The organism is Schinkia azotoformans LMG 9581, assembly GCF_000307855.1.
GTDB lineage: Bacteria > Bacillota > Bacilli > Bacillales > Bacillaceae_J > Schinkia > Schinkia azotoformans.
This window is the reverse complement of sequence record NZ_AJLR01000040.1, coordinates 154,887-172,575: the sequence shown is the minus strand read 5'-3', so window position 1 is coordinate 172,575 and position 17,689 is coordinate 154,887. Positions and strand designations below refer to the sequence as shown.

Genomic DNA, 17,689 nt, shown 5'->3' with positions numbered 1-17,689 from the left:
TTCGAAAAACTACCTCTGAAAATCTGTGGCATCCGCCGGAGGCTTTAACTTTATTCAGGGTGGGTTTGACCCCTGTATTGAATGCCGGTTACGTTAATCCTACTATACTTATGGACGAGGGGACTTCTCTCGAATAAAGTTAAAAAAATAAATTCACTTTCTATTGTAAATCTAAACTGCGAAGGATAACAGACTTTTATGAAAATTTTTTAAAAGTTGCAATTTATATGAATAACATGGTATAGTAGTTTTTGCGATGAGCTGAATTGTGTAAGTCGATTGACACGCCCTATAAGGGAATGCATGAATGTGGCATGCAGTCAGTCGCCTCAATGCGAGAAAGGGCACTTTTATTAAAGTGCCCTTTTGTATTTTTAGATATTTACAAATGGATGAAAACATGTTATTATTCAAAACATAGTATTCTTATCGGAAAAATTAAATAAATGATTATCAAGAGTGAACGAGAGAATTGGCTCTATGACTTCACAGCAACCTCCCCATCAGGAAAGGTGCTCCTACCAACAAAGCTCTGCTTTGGTTGATAAAAGTGTGTAAAAAATACTCCTTTTGCAACGAGCAGAAGGAGTTTTTTATTAGAAAAGTGGAAGCGCCCGGTCAACGACGTAAGGACTGGAGCACATCGACTGAGATAAAGGAAACACGACGAGCTTTTGCGAGTCGATGTTGACTTATCGTAGGGAGGTGGGCGAAGTCCACTAGTCACTGGGCGCTGAAGCTAGACCATTATGCACAAATTTCTTAAGAAACGGAGAGATTGTAATGACAATTAATAAATATGAAGTAATCCCTGGAGCAGAATCTTTTTACATAAAAGGAAATGAAATTGGAATATTATTAATTCACGGTTTTGTTGGAACGCCACAAAGTGTAAAATTTGTTGGAAATCATCTTGCAGAAAAAGGCTTTACAGTTTATGCGCCACGCTTAAAAGGACATGGGACGCATTCTGATGAGCTGGAAGAAACCATCTTCCAAGATTGGCTCACAGAACTTGAACATGCCTATGACAAACTAAAATCAACCTGTTCCCATGTTTTTATTGCCGGGCAGTCAATGGGAGGAGTTTTATCACTTATTTTAGCTAATAAAGTAAATCCGGCCGGGGTAATTACAATTAATGCGGCCTTTTCTGTCCCAGGATATGAGCTGTATAAAGAGGCCCATGATTTTGATTATGTTCAGGAAGGGAAACCTGATATTAAGGATGACAGCATAATCGAAATTACTTATCCTGCTGTACCTGTGCATGCCATTAAGCAGCTGTTAACTGTAATTAAAATTGGTAAGGAAAATCTTTCACGGATAACAAGTCCCCTTTTATTGTTCAAATCTTTAGATGATCATGTTGTGCCGGCTGAAAGCACGGATTACGTTTATCACAATGTTTCATCATGGTCCAAAAAGATTGTTGAATTAACGAATTCTTATCATGTAGCCACCATGGATTTTGATAAATTTAATATTGTTGAGTATACCGAAGGATTCATTCGGAAAACAGTAATAAATGCTTTAAGTGGATACAAAGTTTCTTAAATGAGCTAGATTATCTACAATCAAATGAAGACGCGACACCTTTTGATGAGGATAAAGTCTGGTTATGTACTATCAAATTTGGATTGCGACCCTTTTGGTGAGGATAAATACAGGTTATGTACTATCAAACCAGAGTCGCAACCCTTTTGGTGAGGATAAATGGCTTCCGTTAAGATCTAACCTTAGAGGAAGTAAGTATTTGTTCAATTGCTTCCGCTACAGTCTCTACAATGAAATTCGCCTCTCTCTTTACGTCAGGATGCGCTGTAGACATTGCAAAGCTATTCTTTGTTAATTGGAACATGGGGATGTCATTATAGGAATCCCCAATGCAGGCAATTTCATTGGGGGATAAACCTACGTTTTCCATTAGTATTTTAATTGCATTTCCCTTACTAATATTTTTAGGCATGACATCTAGTATTTTGGATTCTGAAATAAAGGTATCTAATTCATTGGGAAAAGTCTCGATTAATTCCTGTTGTAATTGTCTAATTGTATTTTCTGCACCATTAATTATTATTTTTGATGTATGTATTGATTTCCCTATCTTTGCTTTCAATTCTCTTTCTTCTTCAATTTGACTGAAAAGCCTTTCTTCAATTTTACGGATTACTTCATCTTTAACTTCAACATATTCCCTGTCAATCGTTGATAAAATTGTAACGACATCTTCTCCGATTATTCGTTCATATAATTTTTTAGCAATTGCCGGTTCAAACGAAGTACGATGAAGTTCGTGATTATCACTAGAAAAGACAAAAGCCCCATTTTGGCTGATGCGATGAAATTTATTGCCTCCGATTATTTTAGCCACTGCTTGTATATCTAGATCCTTTCGCCCTGAAGCTAAACAAAAATCAATGCCCTGCTGTAGGGCGGCATGAATCGCATTAATATCGTTATCGTGAACCTTATTATCAAAACTTAGCAGCGTTCCATCTAAATCACTTATTATCATCTTAATCATGAACTCTTCTCCTACAAATAAAGTTAAATAAATTAATTATTACACTTAATTATCTTAACCTATTATACGGTAAAAAAACAAAAAGGTTATCTAGAAGTGACTACTATACACATTTTAGATAACCTTATATCCTATAAATCTGTTTTTCTTTTATTTCATTTTCACTTCTAAAGGAACTGCTGTTTCATTAAAGGATTCCTCTACTAACGCTTGAGATTTATTGTACACTGGTTTAAAAAGAACTAGCATCGATAACGCAACAATACCTGCAAATAAAAATAATCCTGAATAGCTAAAATGACTCACAATGAGCCCTAATACGTAGGCCCCTACCGCTATACCAATATCGAAAAAAGTTAAATAGGTGGCTGTTGCATGCCCGCTTCTATTTTTCCCCGCAAATTGCACTGCTAAAGTTTGGAAACACGGACCTAGACTTCCGTAACCAATTCCAATGAATGCTGCTGCAACGATTAGCAATAAGGCCGATTTTGTGACCGTTAATAGGAATAGACCGATAGAAAACAAAATGATTAACGGGTAAATAACGATTGTTGGACCTTTTTTATCGAATAAACGGCCAACAAATGGTCTAGCGATTAGCATGGAAGCTGCAAACACTATAAAGAAATAGCTTGCGGCTTCTAATAATCCGAGTGATTTCGCAAAGATTGTTAAATAAGATAGTATACTAGAATAGGCAAAAGTAAGTAAAAGGGCTATGACCGCAATTGGAATTGATTTTTTTTCAAACAGGTCATTCATACTAAATTTAAGTTTTGACTGTAATTGATTAATTTCAAGCTTTGGAACCTGAATAAACGTTGTAATAAAAACTGTTCCAACCATTAATACAGTAAGTAAATTAAATAGTGTCTGGAAGGTTGAGGTTCCTAAAAGTGCTATTGTAATGAAGGGACCAGCAACGATGGCAATATTCATTGACATTGTAAAATAACCTAAACCTTCCCCACGCCTATGCTCAGGAATGATATCCGCTGCGATTGCATAAGTAGCTGTAGTAATAATACTAAACCAAATTCCATGAAAAAACCGAAGGGCCATTAAAGTATAAAAGTTAATGATCCAAAAGTGCATGATTGTTCCGAACAGATAAAAAACTAAACTAATAATGAGCGTTTCTTTTCTTCCGAACAACTCTAATATTTTTCCCGAAAATGGTCTAACGATGATGGCGGAAATTAATAGCATTGTAACAACTAACCCAGCCTGAGCTTCACTCCCCTTTAATTCGTCTAATACATAAATAGGTAAAGCGGTAATGAATGAGTAATAGGCTATAAAAAGGAAGAAGTTCGTTAAAAATAATAAGACAAAATTTTTTGTAAATATTCGCTCGCTTGCTTCATTGATCACTAGTAGCACCCTTTCCAACAGTTGAAACCGTTATAAGGAATACTATAAAATCTATCCCAACATTTGTAAACTTATTTGTTTAGAAACTAAAAAAGATGTAATGGCTGTCATTACATCTTTAATATTGCTTAGTAAAATGGCTTTGTTTGATCATAGCAGCATGTGCTTTTTCTATAATATCTGTCAGCACATCTCCCTTATAGACCCTGCCGAATTTCGTGTTTTTTTGATAAAATTCAACGATTTCATCCAGCTTTTGAACTGTTTCGATAGGCACTCTTAAGTTCAGTTGAACCCTTGATTGATCCATCATTTTTATTACACGCCTTTCCGCTATGATTATGATATCAAGTTGCTATCTATATACTATCTTTAAACTATCATATTGATATCATATACCATTGTCCATTCACTGGCAATATCATGAAATTAAAACATGGACTGCCCCAATTATGACCGCTACGATTAGAAAGGCAAAATGGAACGAACGATATTGTTTGCTTCCTTTATTTTTCATTAATAGGACACCGAAGACAGCGGCAATGGCCATAAGTCCAACAGAAATTGTCCCCGATATTTCGTCAAATCCAAATTCCCTTTCATTGAAATACATCATCACCCCATGGACGGAGCTTAATATAAGGGCTAATGCCCCGATCCAAATATGTGACTTACCTAAGAATTTTAAAGCAGAAATAATCCCACTTTTAGCATTTGGAAATTTCTTAATTATACTACGAGATCCTCTTCTTAAGGGCATTAATGCGCCTGCACCACCAATGGCGATGACCGTGCCCCATCCCAATAATTCTCCGCCTTCCTCTAGAGCCTCATTCTCATCATGTTTATGCTTGTCATAATGGCCATTGTAAAATTCACCTTCGCGATATTTGTTGTGATCATCATCAGCAAAGCTTGGCTGGGCAACAAATGATATAACTAACAAAAGCAATAATGCTAGAAAGCCACCAACTATTCTTTTAGTTTTACCGTTCATTTTACTTCATTGCTCCTTTTCTATTTTATTAATGGGAGAAGGATTGTAAATGTCGTCCCTTTTCCTTCTTCACCGCTTCTTACTTCCAATTTGCCATTATGCACTTGGACGATCCAATCAGCAATTGACAATCCGATTCCGCTGCTTCCTTTCTCTCTTGACCTTGCTTGGTCTACTCTATAAAAACGATCAAATATTCTTTTTTGATGTTCTAACGGAATACCTACACCTGTATCTTTAACTTCAATCCTAATTTGATTATTATCCTTTACTGCCGAGACTTGTACATCTCCCCCAGGCACATTATATTTAATGGCATTATCCACTAAGATAAATAGCAATTGTGTTATTTTTTCCTCATCACCAAAGACCTTGACTTCGTTTTCAAGTGAAGCACTCAAATGAACACCAGCCTTTTCGGCTTCATATTGAAATTTTCTTTGTAATTTTTCAAGGACGCTTGTTATCGAAAACCAGTCTTTGTTTATTTGTTCTTTACCAAGATCAGTACGGGCCAGGAGCAATAGATCATTGACAAGATGTGTCATTCGTTTTACTTCATCTTTTAGATCATCCAACACCGTAACGGAAAATGGTGATAGATTTTCACGATCTTCTGCCTCAATTACTTCCAACGATGATTGTAAAATACTAAGCGGCGTCCTTAATTCATGAGAAGCGTCTGCTGTAAATTCTTTTTGTCTATTAAAAGCGTTTGAAATTGGCACCATCGCTCTGCCGGCCATCCAATAGCCTAGTAAAGCAGAAGCGGCAATAAAAATAATCGATAGGACGATTAATATGAATAGAAGTGTTTGTATTATCTCTGTTTCTTCTGAAATATTTGTACCTGCATAAATCGTTCCTAAATAACTACCATGTTCAAAGATTGGACGACCGGATAGAAGTAAATCTTCCTTTGACCCATCTTCCAAATGAATACTAATCCTCTTTACTTCATTCTCCTCGGGCTGCCAGCTCTTGATATGAGATAGGATTTCGGAACGAATCTCCGGTTTGTTTTCATCCCCGTCAATTAAATTTCCATCTCTTGATAAAACAAAATAAAATGTTCTTGCTTCCGGTTTATATTCAATCGCATCTTTTTTATCGTGTTTTTTTTCTTTCTTTTTAAAATACCATTCGAACAAATCCTCACGATGGTCTTCCATTTCTTCATGTGCTAATGCAATTACTTTCTCTTTTTGGTCGTGTGTCACAATCGAAAGCAATGAAAAATATGTGATTAGAATAAACGAAATTAGAAAAATAATGAGAAAGCTCGTAAATAATAGAGTTAATCGCCATTGGGTGTGGTTAAACAGTTTGTTTTTCAATTTTATAACCTACTCCCCTGATATTTTGAATGAGGTGAGAGCCGTCATCTTCAATTTTTTTTCTTAATAAACGTACTAAGGCATCTAAATTATTGCTGCTTACTTCAGCTTCATAGCCCCAAATTCGATCTATCAATAAATCTCTAGGCAATGTTTGGTTTGGGTTACGTAAAAACAATTCCAAGAGCTGATATTCTTTTGGTGTTAGTTGAATTTCCTGACCATCCTTTTCAACAACATGGGTGACAACATTTAACTGGATTGAACCAACTGATAGAATTTCGTCTTGCACTAACGGTTTAGAAATTCTCCTTTGCAATGCACGAATTCTCGCAAATAACTCTGCAAATTCAAATGGTTTAACAATATAATCGTCCGCTCCATAATCAAGGCCTTTTACACGGTCTTCCAATCCGTCCTTGGCTGTTACCATTAAAATTGCCCCATCATATCCGTATGAACGCAGCTCTTTACAAACTGTAATCCCATCCTTTTTCGGCATCATCCAATCTAAAATAATCAAGTCATAGTTAGAATTTTTTGCAAAAAGGAGGGCATCTTCCCCATTTTGCACCCAGTCTACTTGATGTTTTTCCTTTTTCAACATATGAACAACTAGATTCCCTAATCGTTTATCATCTTCTGCTAAAAGGAGTAACATTTTCACCAACACCTTGTCTTTTTAACTACATTATATAGCAAAATTTTCCTATGCACTTACTACCTTTTTTGTTTTTGCTTTAATGAGAAGCAATTTTACAATTAATAATGAGAGGATGATCGCAAGTGCGCCGGCATAAAGGATAATTGCCCAAGCATTGCTAGCATCCGTTCCTAATAAAATACCATGGACACTGGCGATAATAACCAATGGCAATGCCAAACCGTGAATTCTTCTCCATACTTTAGCCCCAATTTTTTTCATTATATCCCCAGAAATGAACAGCAGTACTAAAAGATATAATGAAATGGTACCGAAGCCATTTAGTAATGTTTCTTCTTTTGTTGTAAATGGAATAAAGATTTCCGTTAATGTATAGGGTTTGTAAGTATCAATGTATAAAAGTAGGCCGTGAAATAAGCCAAATAGTAAACTAATCCAGCCCGCTGATTGGTGAGTGATTTGCAAAAGTTGATTTGTCTTATGTGTTGCAACTTTTATACTAAACAATATGCCGCAAGCTGCAGAAACAAATAGTAAGAAATAAGAGGTTAAGCCTGCGGCACGAATAAGCTCCCATGTAGGTAAAGCCATATTACATCACGATCCTTGTAACATATTTTTTTACTGATTGACTAATAGCTACTTGGCCATCATTTTTAACTACAATGCAGCCGGCATGTGGAAAGTGCTTCGTTAGCCAGGGGATTGCTTCTTTAAAATTGTGCATACACAATATTTTTGCTACTACATCAGCTTCTGCTGTATTGGATGAGAAAGCCGTTGCTTGAACAATATCACTTTCAGAGGGAATGCCCTCTTTTCCATTTAAAATATGGTGAACTCGTTTCCCACCTACATTCCAGCTTCGGTATAACGTATTTGAGGTTGCAATTCCCCCGTTCCGCATTTTGAATTGAATAATATCTTTATCACTAAGCTCCGAGGACGGGTGCTGGACACCAATCGTTCTTTCCTCTTCTCCCCAAACAAAGATGTCACCTCCGGCATTCACAATTCCATTTTCAAGCCCTAATTCTTTTACAATGGAAGCGACTTTATCAACGCTCCAGCCCTTAGCAATACCACCAAGATCAATTTCGTAATCTCCCTTTTTGATCACACCATTCATCACTGGTAAAAATTCAATCGGTTCTTTGATATATCCTTCATATTGATAGGGTTCAATCTCTACATCGTTTTTGTCCTTGAATTCATTAAAAGTTTCCTTATACCCATAAGCTTTTAGGGCTTTGCCCAGAAATGGATTAAAATAGAAATCTGTTTGCACAGCAAAATCATTTGCTTTTTTAATAATTTGATAAAGAGTCGGCTCAATTTGAATAATGGTATCAATAGATTGATTATTCAAAAGCGAAAGCTCACTGTTTGGGCGGAAGCGTGAGCAAATATTTTCAAATTGTTCGAACCAATTCTCAATTTCCTTCTCCCATTCAAACAAATCAATTTTACCTGTTCCGGCAATTTCGATGAGGGTATCCATGGCTTTGCATTGAAAATAATATTCCTGCATCAGCATCATGATCTCCTTGTCCGCTCTTCAGCGCGGTCTAAATACGGTATTCCGTTTCTTGGAGAAGCGATGATCGTCTCATTGCTGTATTCCACATCCCAATTACTTTCATCCCAATCTAATGCAAGTAATTGTTGCTCCCGCTCATCTTTATTGATTCCAGTATTTTCTGTAGCATTTACCACGTTCACATTCATATTTTCGTTTAAGGCAAAGTCTTCATTCACATTCGATGCTTGATCATTAGCATTAATCGTCTGTAGAAAAAGCGTAAATGCCGAAATCCCGCCAACACCTACAATCCATTTCATCCATTTATTGTTCATAACTGTGAGCCACCTTTTACTTCTATTTGATTATTTGCTGTTGTTTCCATTATTTGATAACCTAAACCATTCGCCAGTACCGAAATAGGCATATAATACCGATCATTTTTCTTTGTAACCTGGGCTTGCATTGGCGTTTTTTTCATATTTTCATAAACGACTTTTGTATTGTTGCGAACGATTAGCTGCATGTTGTCTTTATTAATCTCCATAATTTCTGATTTAGGATAAATAACCGTTTTAGCCCCAAGGTATTTGGCCACCTCTTCTACAGGTACTAAAAGCTGACTACCATTTGGAAGGGCCTCAATTTTGATCGGCTCTTGGTTATTCATTTTTAGTAAGATTTCCGTTGCTTGACTGATCGGCAATGCCGCTATTTCAGTTGGTTCTGCAACTGATCTCGACCATTTGAACCATGATTCCTTGGTTACATTTATTTGGTGTTGATCATAATAGTAATAGTCTTCATTTTCTTCGTATTCATCATCGTCGTCATCATCGTCATCATCGTCATGATGTTTCTCATATTCATCATAGTTTTTATAGCGGTCCTTTTCGAAATGCTCATATTTTTTGTAGTCATCATCATCTTCATAACGATCTTTTTTATAATCTAGCTGTTCATAATTTCGCTGGTCAGAATACTTGTAATAATTTTTTTCCTTGTGATCATCATCTGCCTTAGCAACTAGGGCATAACTCAAAATGCTGCTTGAAAGAAGAAAGGCCGCCGGTATTAAATATATTTTTTTCATTTTCAATCCCTCCACACTTACATCCTAACCAGCGAAAATGAAAAAAAAGTGAAAAAATAAATATTTTTATCATTTACGAAAAAAAATGAGGCCACCCCAACGGTCAGCCCCAACAAAATTAGATCTATTTTAATTATTTTTACTGTAAAAAATTCTTGAAATTAAGATACCAATGACACCTATTCCGATGAACAAAATAGCTCGGATCGCAATCGATACCATGAACAGATCAAAAAAGACAACTTTTATTAAGGAGATAAATAATAATCCAACACCCGTTAAGCGAACTGACTTTTTATTTCTTTTAACACCAAAGACAACTAATGCTACAGAAAGAATCGCCCAAACAAACGAAACCGTCATTTGGATCACATTTTCATCTAATCCGGCCAAAATCAAGGGGATTAAAAGCAAAGTGTACCTCAACCAGACGATTATATTCATTCCAACAAGAGTCCATTTTAATATATTTTGATTTTTTTCATATTTTACAATTCCATATAGTACATAGCCGGCTGTTAGTAATAGTGTAAGCCAAATCATCGAATCGATCGAAAACAGCCGCTCATAATTATTTTCAATCGCAATCAAAAATGCTATCGAATAAATGATCGCTCCGGCTAATTTTTGCAAACTGGACTGTAAATTCCAGCCCAGGTACAATAACGCTACCCCTTCGACTAATAAAAAGACTTGCAGTAAATCACCTTCAAAAATATGGATTAGCCAGGTAATTAAGGCGAAGGCTGCCACTACCGAAGCTATGACCATCTTATCCTTATCTTTTTTGAAGAAATAGGTGATTAGTAAAAATATAACTGTAGTGATGAGCGCAAATTGTTCAGCAGCAAAATCGGTAAAGGTGATGTTTACCCAGCCGGTTGTTAAAACAAAGCTTGTAAACAATGTTGCCCTTTGCTCCGTTGTGTAGAAGGTTCCTTTCAAATAAATCACCGTAATAAACAGGAACTGTATAACGACACCATAAACGAGCGGATCATTGTTACTTAGGAATCCAGCTGCTATCGAATAAATGAAAAATGTTAGATGTAAAAGTGCAAACGCTACGAAATAAAGGCTAATGAATTTTTTACGTAACGAAAAATAAAGTAAAATAAGATAGAGAATCGTTTCATATGATGCAAATATCCATATACTTGGATTTTCACTCTCGATTAAAAATGGGATTAAATAACCGCCAATAGCAATGAAAACCCCTAAAGCTTGTGAATGATGCTTGCTTGCCAAAAATAACCCGATTCCCAGCCAAATAATATTTAAAATAAAGGCCAATGGGCTTGGGAAAAATCCGAATAAGATATTAGCCGCAAAAGTTGTAAATAGAAGAATCGAGTAGGATCCTCCTAATAACACGATTCCTAGTTTTTCACGAGCATGTTTTAGTTGTTTTTGGCCTAAGTAAATGAGTGCTGCACCGACAATATAGCCAAGTATAATTCGCACAGCAGGCGTAAGAAATCCGTAATCAATCGCAACTTTGAATCCCCACAGTACCCCCAACAACATAACAACCATAAAAATCCGTGGTAGCCAAACCTGGGTTAATAGCTTTTCTAAATCACGCTTTTCTTTTGGCTGTTCTTTTTGTTGTGATTTTTTAAGTAAGTCCCAGTTTTTATCGATTGTTTGATCTACGGGAACCTTTGGGACGTTTGCCACGTTAGTATTTGATTGAGTTTGCAATAATGAAGAATGGGAATCGTCAATTGGTGACGGGACATGGATCGCCGTTTTTAAAATACTTAGCTCACTTTCCAATTCGGACACTCTTTTTTCTAATAAATAAATTCGTTCTTCGTCTTGCATCCGTTATTCCCCCCCTTTGTTCTTTTTCTAAATTATACCAGAGAAAAATATACAAGGATATTATCTATGTTAATGTTTAAGCTATAAAGTAAACGTCAGTTTGGATAAGGTGATAGGATTGGGTTTATTTTTAAAGCACGAAATCATAGAAAATGAAGGCCGGTTTGAAGCTTTACTTTATGTAGGGAAAAGGCATGCTGCGCAACTAAACGAAGATGGTGAATTTGTACAGAATGTAAAAAAAGAAGCAGTAGCATTTATTGAATTAAAATTCCCTTTAGTTCCAATCCAGGTCATACGGATCATGATTGGGTCGGTGCCCTATGTTGCATTTGCTACTTCGATTAAAATGGATTAAAAAACACCTAATTCCTGTGTAAGCGGAAACTAGGTGTTTAATTTTTTTAGCTTAAATAGCTTCTACTGGCGATTATTAAATGACCTTTTCCTCTTCTTCTTCACTTTCGGCACTTTTTTCTTTTTCAGCATGCTGGCTAATTTTATTAAATACAAACATAACGGCTCCTACAAAGACAATTGACATGACATAACCGAATGTTCTCATCGTAATCAAAATCTTATCAAATCCATCTACACCATATTTATAGATAAGCCAGATTTTCACACCGCTCTCCAACACGTCCCGTAAAATTAAGAAAGCAGTCAACCATTGGAAATATTTAAATAGCTCTTTTGATTTATACTTTTTACGGCTTTCCTCACGCGGTGTACCTTGAACATAAGCAGCGTCTATTAGAAAATACATGACAATCGGTTTTTTAATAGCAATTGTCAGTAATAAAAAGGCAATCATACCGAAATTAAAATAAATGCCGTTCCAAAGCATCCATTCAGCCGAATCACTGACTAAATCCAAAATCGTATTGACCAAAAGCGATGACATAATATATAAACCAGAAACGTTAAATTGACGGTCATTGAAAAAGTTCCATATCGTATAGACAAACGCTGGCGCTGTTGATAACAACATTGCATAATAATCCCCTAGTGGCTCGCGTCCATACTTCCAAATTACAATCGGCAATACAATATAACAAATGATTTCTATAATCGGTTTGAATTTTTTCATAGGAACTCCTTTAAGTTTTTATCCGCTATCCATCCATTATAGTATCTAATATTGAAAAATTAAATAATCAAATTTTGCAAGGGGTGTTAATTTTACCATTTCAAGAACAGAGAAATTTTATCGGAATCCTTACTATTCCATAATTTTATTATGTAAACTAGATGAAAATAAAATCTATTAATTTTTTCATGGTAAATATATGAAAATTCACTTAAAATAATAGATAACATTATTGAAAGGAGTTTTCTAATGATTTATAAACACCGAACTGAATCGAAGGAATTAATGATTTATAGAGTTGTCAATACCCGAACCACTCTATCACAAAGCGAAATGCAATACTACTGGACCCTTGAAAAAGGATACGAGGGTGAAGTGCAATTCGACCACTTGCTTGCACCGCTGCAAGGTGAATTTATTATATTAAATGATCTATTATTTGAAATCAATAATACCTATTTTCAAATCGATTCGCTGCTACTGGCCCCAGAAAAAATACATCTTTACGATGTTAAGAATTTTGAAAACGACTACATCATTGACAACGACAATAATTGGTATTCTATCCTCAAAAATGATAGAAAAAAAGAAAGCAAAAATCCAATTCACCAATTAAACCGTTGCGAGCTATTATTAAAACAACAACTTCAAAGGCTAGGATTTAAATCCCCAATCACATCAAAGCTAGTGTTTGTAAACCCAAATTTCTACCTATATCAAGCACCACCCAATCACCCTATCATCTTTCCAACACAACTTGATCGCTTCGTAAATCAATTAAACTCACAATTAACAACTGCCAAATTAAAAGAAAGAGATTTTAAGTTAGCCCAACAATTACTACAAAACCATAAGGACGAATCACCCTTCAAAAATAGACCGGACTATACCTTTGAGGGGTTAAAAAAGGGGATCTATTGCAAATCTTGTCAGTCGTTTGATGTTTTCACTAATCCCAAAACAATAGTTTGCAATAAATGTGGTTTTCGGGAGAAGATTGAAGCAGCTGTTTTGCGGAATGTTGAAGAATATAAAATGCTATTTCCTGATATAAAAGTAACAACTACGGCAATTAGTGAATGGTGCGGTATTATTAAATCAGATAACACTATTAGGAAGGTTCTGACCACTAATTATCAATCTATCGGAAAACAAAGGGGAACTCACTACATTTAAAATAATATACTAACTAAATAATATAATAGTTTTCTACTATCAAATCAGGCCTGGACATGGTTTGGTGAGGATAAACACGAGTTATTTACTATCAAACCTCACCTAGACATGGTTTGGTGAGGATAAACACGAGTTATTTACTATCAAACCTCACCTAGACACGGTTTGGTGAGGATAAACACGAGTTATTTACTATCAAACCTCATCTAGGCTCGGTTTGGTGAGGATAAACACGAGTTATTTACTATCAAACCTCATCTAGGCTCGGTTTGATGAGGATAAATACTTAATAACCACAAAAAAACATGGCCCAAACTAAGAGCCATGCTTTCACCAATTTCCAATCACAAAAATTTCAATTTCAAGCAGAGATCCAAATACCCACCATCAACTAAATCTTTAAAATTCCGCCTTTGCTTGCATTTGTAACAAGTTTAGAATAGCGTGCAAGATAACCAGTTTTAACCTTTGGTTCGAAGCCTTTCCAGTTTTCCTTACGCTTGTTCCACTCTTCCTCCGGTACGTCAACGTTCATTGTGCGTTGTTCAATGTCAATAACTACATGGTCGCCGTTTTCAACGAATGCAAGTGGTCCGCCTTCTGCAGCTTCAGGTGAAACGTGACCGATTGATAAGCCGCGGGATGCACCTGAGAAACGACCATCTGTTACTAAGGCAACTCTTGTGCCAAGACCCATACCAACAATTTGTGATGTTGGAGCAAGCATTTCCGGCATACCTGGACCACCTTTTGGTCCTTCATAGCGGATAATAACTACATGGCCTGCCTTAACACTGCCATTTGCAATGCCTTCTAGCGCCTCTTCCTGTGAATCAAATACAATCGCAGGACCTTCATGGCGAGTAATGCCACCCTCGACTGCACCCGATTTAATAACTGCACCCTCTGGAGCTAAATTACCAAATAGAATCGCAAGTCCGCCTTTTTCAGTGTGCGGCTTATCAATTGGAAGAATAATATTGTAGTCTTTTACTTCATGGCCAACAATGTTCTCACCTAATGTTTTACCAGTTACAGTTAAAGTATCTAAGTGAAGGGTACCTTCTTTTTTCGCTAATTCATTAAGTACTGCGTGCACACCACCTGCTTCATGTAAATCTTCAATAAATACATCAGATGCTGGAGCAAGCTTTGCCAAGTGTGGTACACGTTCAGCTACTGCATTAATACGTTCAAGGGAATATTCAACACCTGCTTCGTTTGCTAATGCAAGTGTGTGTAATACTGTATTTGTAGAACCGCCCATTGCCATGTCTAAAGCAAACGCATTGTCGATTGCTTTTTCTGTAACGATGTCACGTGGTTTAATGTCTTTTTCAATTAAATGCATTAATTGTTTTGCAGACTCACGAACAAAATCACGTCGTTCAGGGGAAACCGCCAAAATGGTGCCATTTCCTGGTAATGCTAATCCAAGAACCTCTGCAAGACAGTTCATAGAGTTTGCAGTAAACATACCTGAACATGATCCACATGTTGGGCAGCCATATTGTTCGATCTCTGTTAATGCAGCTTCATCAATTTGACCAGCTTGGTATGCCCCTACTCCCTCAAAAACTGATGAAAGTGAAAGCTTCTTACCAGTGCTTGTTACGCCAGCTTTCATTGGGCCGCCACTAACAAAAACGGTTGGAATATTTAAACGCATAGCTGCCATCATCATTCCTGGTGTAATCTTGTCACAGTTTGGAATACAGACCATACCGTCGAACCAGTGAGCTGCCACAACTGTTTCAACCGAGTCAGCAATAATATCACGGCTTGGTAACGAATAGCGCATGCCAATATGACCCATTGCAATACCATCATCTACACCAATCGTATTAAATTCAAATGGTACACCACCTGCTTCACGAATGGCTTCCTTTACAATTTTACCAAATTCTTGTAAATGGACATGCCCTGGTACTATATCAATATAAGAATTACAAACTGCGATAAATGGTTTATCGAAATCTTCCTCTTTTACACCTGCAGCTCGAAGTAAACTGCGATGTGGTGCTCTATCAAAGCCTTTTTTAATCATATTACTACGTAGTTCTGCCACCAGTAATCCCTCCAACTATTATCTAAAAAATTATTAAATTGAAATTATTTAATATTGTACCACTAATTCTATCACCATGACAGTAAAAATTTGAAAACTATGATTTACAATTATTTTCAAATAATAATAACAAACATAAATAACACATTAATCATGGCCTGTTATGGTGTTAATCGCTTTATTAGTGTTTATTTGATATAATCTGATAGATAACAAATATTTGGAGGAATTTAATTAAATGATTACTGTAAGTAATGTAAGTCTACGCTACGGGGACCGCAAACTTTTTGAAGATGTCAACATTAAGTTTACCCCTGGAAATTGCTATGGTTTAATTGGTGCCAATGGTGCCGGTAAATCTACTTTTTTAAAAATTTTATCTGGTGATATCGAACCGCAAACTGGTGATGTGATCATGGGCCCTGGTGAACGTTTAGCTGTCCTAAAACAGAACCATTTTGAATACGAAGAGTATGAAGTGCTGACAACAGTCATTATGGGCCATGCTCGTCTTTATGAGGTTATGCAGGAAAAGGATGCCATTTACATGAAGGCTGATTTTACAGATGAAGATGGCATAAAAGCAGCCGAGCTTGAAGGCGAATTCGCTGAAATGAACGGTTGGGAAGCAGAATCTGAAGCGGCGATTCTATTAAAAGGGCTTGGTATTCCAGAAGAGCTTCATACGAAAAAAATGGCTGAACTAACCGGTGCAGAAAAAGTGAAGGTATTGCTTGCCCAAGCATTATTCGGTAAACCTGATGTTCTACTATTGGATGAGCCGACGAACCATCTTGATTTAAAAGCGATCGCATGGCTAGAAGAATTTCTAATTAACTTTGAAAATACAGTTATCGTTGTATCCCATGACCGCCATTTCTTGAATAATGTATGTACACATATCGCTGATTTGGACTTTAGTAAAATTCAAATTTATGTCGGTAACTATGATTTCTGGTATGAATCAAGCCAATTAGCATCAAAGATGGCTTCGGATGCGAATCGTAAAAAAGAAGAAAAAATCAAAGAACTAAAAGAGTTTATTGCCCGATTTAGTGCAAACGCATCAAAATCAAAACAGGCAACCTCCCGTAAAAAATTATTAGATAAAATTGAACTGGACGATATTAGACCATCATCACGCCGCTATCCATTCGTCGGTTTTACGCCTGACCGTGAAATCGGAAATGACCTATTGCGTGTCGAAGGTTTAACAAAAACAATTGATGGTGAAAAAGTTCTAGACAATTTAAGCTTTATCATGAATAAAGGCGATAAAGTTGCCCTTGTTGGCAGCAATGAAATAGCGAAAACAACCTTGTTTAAAATATTAATGGGTGAAATGGAGCCTGATAGCGGTACATTCAAGTGGGGAGTTACAACATCGCAAGCTTATTTTCCAAAAGATAACTCTGAGTACTTCGAAAACAGTGATGTCAATCTTGTTGAATGGCTTCGCCAATTTTCACCTAATGATGAAAGTGAAAGCTTCCTAAGAGGCTTTTTAGGAAGAATGCTATTCTCAGGTGAAGAAGTATTGAAAAAAGCAAGCGTCCTTTCCGGGGGCGAAAAAGTACGTTGTATGCTTTCGAAAATGATGCTTAGCGGTGCGAACGTTCTACTTTTGGATGAGCCGACAAACCATTTAGACCTTGAATCTATTACAGCATTAAATAATGGTTTAATTGCCTTTAAAGGTTCAATGCTGTTTGCATCCCATGACCATCAGTTTGTCCAAACTATAGCTAACCGTATTTTTGAAATTACACCAAAAGGCTTAGTTGATAAGCAAATGACATTTGATGAATACTTGGAAAATAAAGATATTCAAAAACAAGTCGCAGAAATGTATAAATAAAATAGAAAAGCGGAAGCGACCGTTTAGCGACGTAAAAACTGGAGCACGGCGACTGAGATATAGGACATCCGGCGACGAGCATGCGAGTCGATGTTGACTTATCGTAGGGAGGCTTGCGAAGTTTTCTAGTCGCTGGGAGCTGGAGCTAGACAA

At 36.4% G+C, this 17,689-nt stretch carries 17 protein-coding genes and 1 riboswitch; of the genes, 4 read left to right on the top strand and 13 right to left on the bottom strand.

The features are described from left to right. The first annotated feature begins 447 nt into the window (after window positions 1–447). Window positions 448–551: riboswitch (SAM riboswitch) on the top strand. Window positions 552–783: 232 nt separating this feature from the next. Next, entirely contained in the window at window positions 784–1,557 is a 774-nt protein-coding gene (locus BAZO_RS05155; RefSeq protein WP_003330264.1) for an alpha/beta hydrolase, read from the top strand. Between the two features lie 169 nt (window positions 1,558–1,726). Here BAZO_RS05155 and BAZO_RS05150 read toward each other — a convergent pair whose 3' ends face one another. From BAZO_RS05150 to BAZO_RS05100, 11 genes are all read right to left on the bottom strand, one after another. Further along, window positions 1,727–2,527, bottom strand: coding sequence for a Cof-type HAD-IIB family hydrolase (locus BAZO_RS05150; protein ID WP_003330263.1), 801 nt, complete (start codon window positions 2,525–2,527; stop codon window positions 1,727–1,729). A 150-nt stretch (window positions 2,528–2,677) separates the two neighbouring features. Further along, window positions 2,678–3,904 (bottom strand): MFS transporter, encoded by a 1,227-nt coding sequence (locus BAZO_RS05145; RefSeq protein ID WP_003330262.1) that lies wholly within the window; start codon window positions 3,902–3,904, stop codon window positions 2,678–2,680. Window positions 3,905–4,022: 118 nt separating this feature from the next. Continuing rightward, entirely contained in the window at window positions 4,023–4,217 is a 195-nt protein-coding gene (locus BAZO_RS05140) for a hypothetical protein (RefSeq protein ID WP_003330261.1), read from the bottom strand. Window positions 4,218–4,325: 108 nt separating this feature from the next. Then, complete coding sequence (locus BAZO_RS05135; protein ID WP_003330259.1) at window positions 4,326–4,901, bottom strand: hypothetical protein; 576 nt, start codon at window positions 4,899–4,901, stop codon at window positions 4,326–4,328. Window positions 4,902–4,921: 20 nt separating this feature from the next. Next, complete coding sequence (locus BAZO_RS05130) at window positions 4,922–6,238, bottom strand: sensor histidine kinase (RefSeq protein WP_003330258.1); 1,317 nt, start codon at window positions 6,236–6,238, stop codon at window positions 4,922–4,924. Then, window positions 6,219–6,899 carry a response regulator transcription factor gene (locus tag BAZO_RS05125; RefSeq protein WP_003330257.1) on the bottom strand — a complete coding sequence of 227 codons (681 nt, stop codon included), beginning with the start codon at window positions 6,897–6,899 and terminating at the stop codon, window positions 6,219–6,221. The genes BAZO_RS05130 and BAZO_RS05125 overlap by 20 nt, the downstream gene beginning before the upstream one ends. 48 nt (window positions 6,900–6,947) lie before the next feature. Next, window positions 6,948–7,493, bottom strand: coding sequence for a ferric reductase-like transmembrane domain-containing protein (locus tag BAZO_RS05120; protein ID WP_003330256.1), 546 nt, complete (start codon window positions 7,491–7,493; stop codon window positions 6,948–6,950). Between the two features lies 1 nt (window position 7,494). Continuing rightward, complete coding sequence (locus tag BAZO_RS05115) at window positions 7,495–8,439, bottom strand: FAD:protein FMN transferase (RefSeq protein ID WP_003330255.1); 945 nt, start codon at window positions 8,437–8,439, stop codon at window positions 7,495–7,497. Continuing rightward, complete coding sequence (locus tag BAZO_RS05110) at window positions 8,439–8,759, bottom strand: hypothetical protein (RefSeq protein ID WP_003330254.1); 321 nt, start codon at window positions 8,757–8,759, stop codon at window positions 8,439–8,441. Before BAZO_RS05110 ends, BAZO_RS05115 begins: the two co-directional genes overlap by 1 nt. Beyond that, entirely contained in the window at window positions 8,756–9,517 is a 762-nt protein-coding gene (locus BAZO_RS05105; RefSeq protein WP_003330253.1) for a copper amine oxidase N-terminal domain-containing protein, read from the bottom strand. The genes BAZO_RS05110 and BAZO_RS05105 overlap by 4 nt, the downstream gene beginning before the upstream one ends. A 129-nt stretch (window positions 9,518–9,646) precedes the next feature. Next, window positions 9,647–11,344, bottom strand: coding sequence for a DUF2339 domain-containing protein (locus tag BAZO_RS05100; RefSeq protein WP_003330252.1), 1,698 nt, complete (start codon window positions 11,342–11,344; stop codon window positions 9,647–9,649). Window positions 11,345–11,462: 118 nt separating this feature from the next. Here BAZO_RS05100 and BAZO_RS05095 point away from each other — a divergent pair, with 118 nt between their 5' ends. Beyond that, window positions 11,463–11,702, top strand: coding sequence for a hypothetical protein (locus BAZO_RS05095; protein ID WP_003330251.1), 240 nt, complete (start codon window positions 11,463–11,465; stop codon window positions 11,700–11,702). 75 nt (window positions 11,703–11,777) lie between these two features. On the opposite strand, the gene BAZO_RS05090 is transcribed toward BAZO_RS05095, so the two are convergent. Further along, window positions 11,778–12,434 carry a VC0807 family protein gene (locus BAZO_RS05090; protein WP_003330250.1) on the bottom strand — a complete coding sequence of 219 codons (657 nt, stop codon included), beginning with the start codon at window positions 12,432–12,434 and terminating at the stop codon, window positions 11,778–11,780. Between the two features lie 249 nt (window positions 12,435–12,683). Here BAZO_RS05090 and BAZO_RS05085 point away from each other — a divergent pair, with 249 nt between their 5' ends. After that, window positions 12,684–13,610 (top strand): nuclease-related domain-containing protein, encoded by a 927-nt coding sequence (locus BAZO_RS05085; RefSeq protein ID WP_003330249.1) that lies wholly within the window; start codon window positions 12,684–12,686, stop codon window positions 13,608–13,610. Between the two features lie 391 nt (window positions 13,611–14,001). Here BAZO_RS05085 and ilvD read toward each other — a convergent pair whose 3' ends face one another. Continuing rightward, on the bottom strand, window positions 14,002–15,678 hold the full coding sequence (gene ilvD / locus BAZO_RS05080) for a dihydroxy-acid dehydratase (RefSeq protein WP_003330247.1): 1,677 nt from the start codon (window positions 15,676–15,678) through the stop codon (window positions 14,002–14,004). A gap of 238 nt (window positions 15,679–15,916) precedes the next feature. Between ilvD and BAZO_RS05075 the strand changes: the two genes are divergently transcribed. Then, window positions 15,917–17,536 (top strand): ABC-F family ATP-binding cassette domain-containing protein, encoded by a 1,620-nt coding sequence (locus tag BAZO_RS05075; protein WP_003330246.1) that lies wholly within the window; start codon window positions 15,917–15,919, stop codon window positions 17,534–17,536. Window positions 17,537–17,689: the final 153 nt, after the last annotated feature.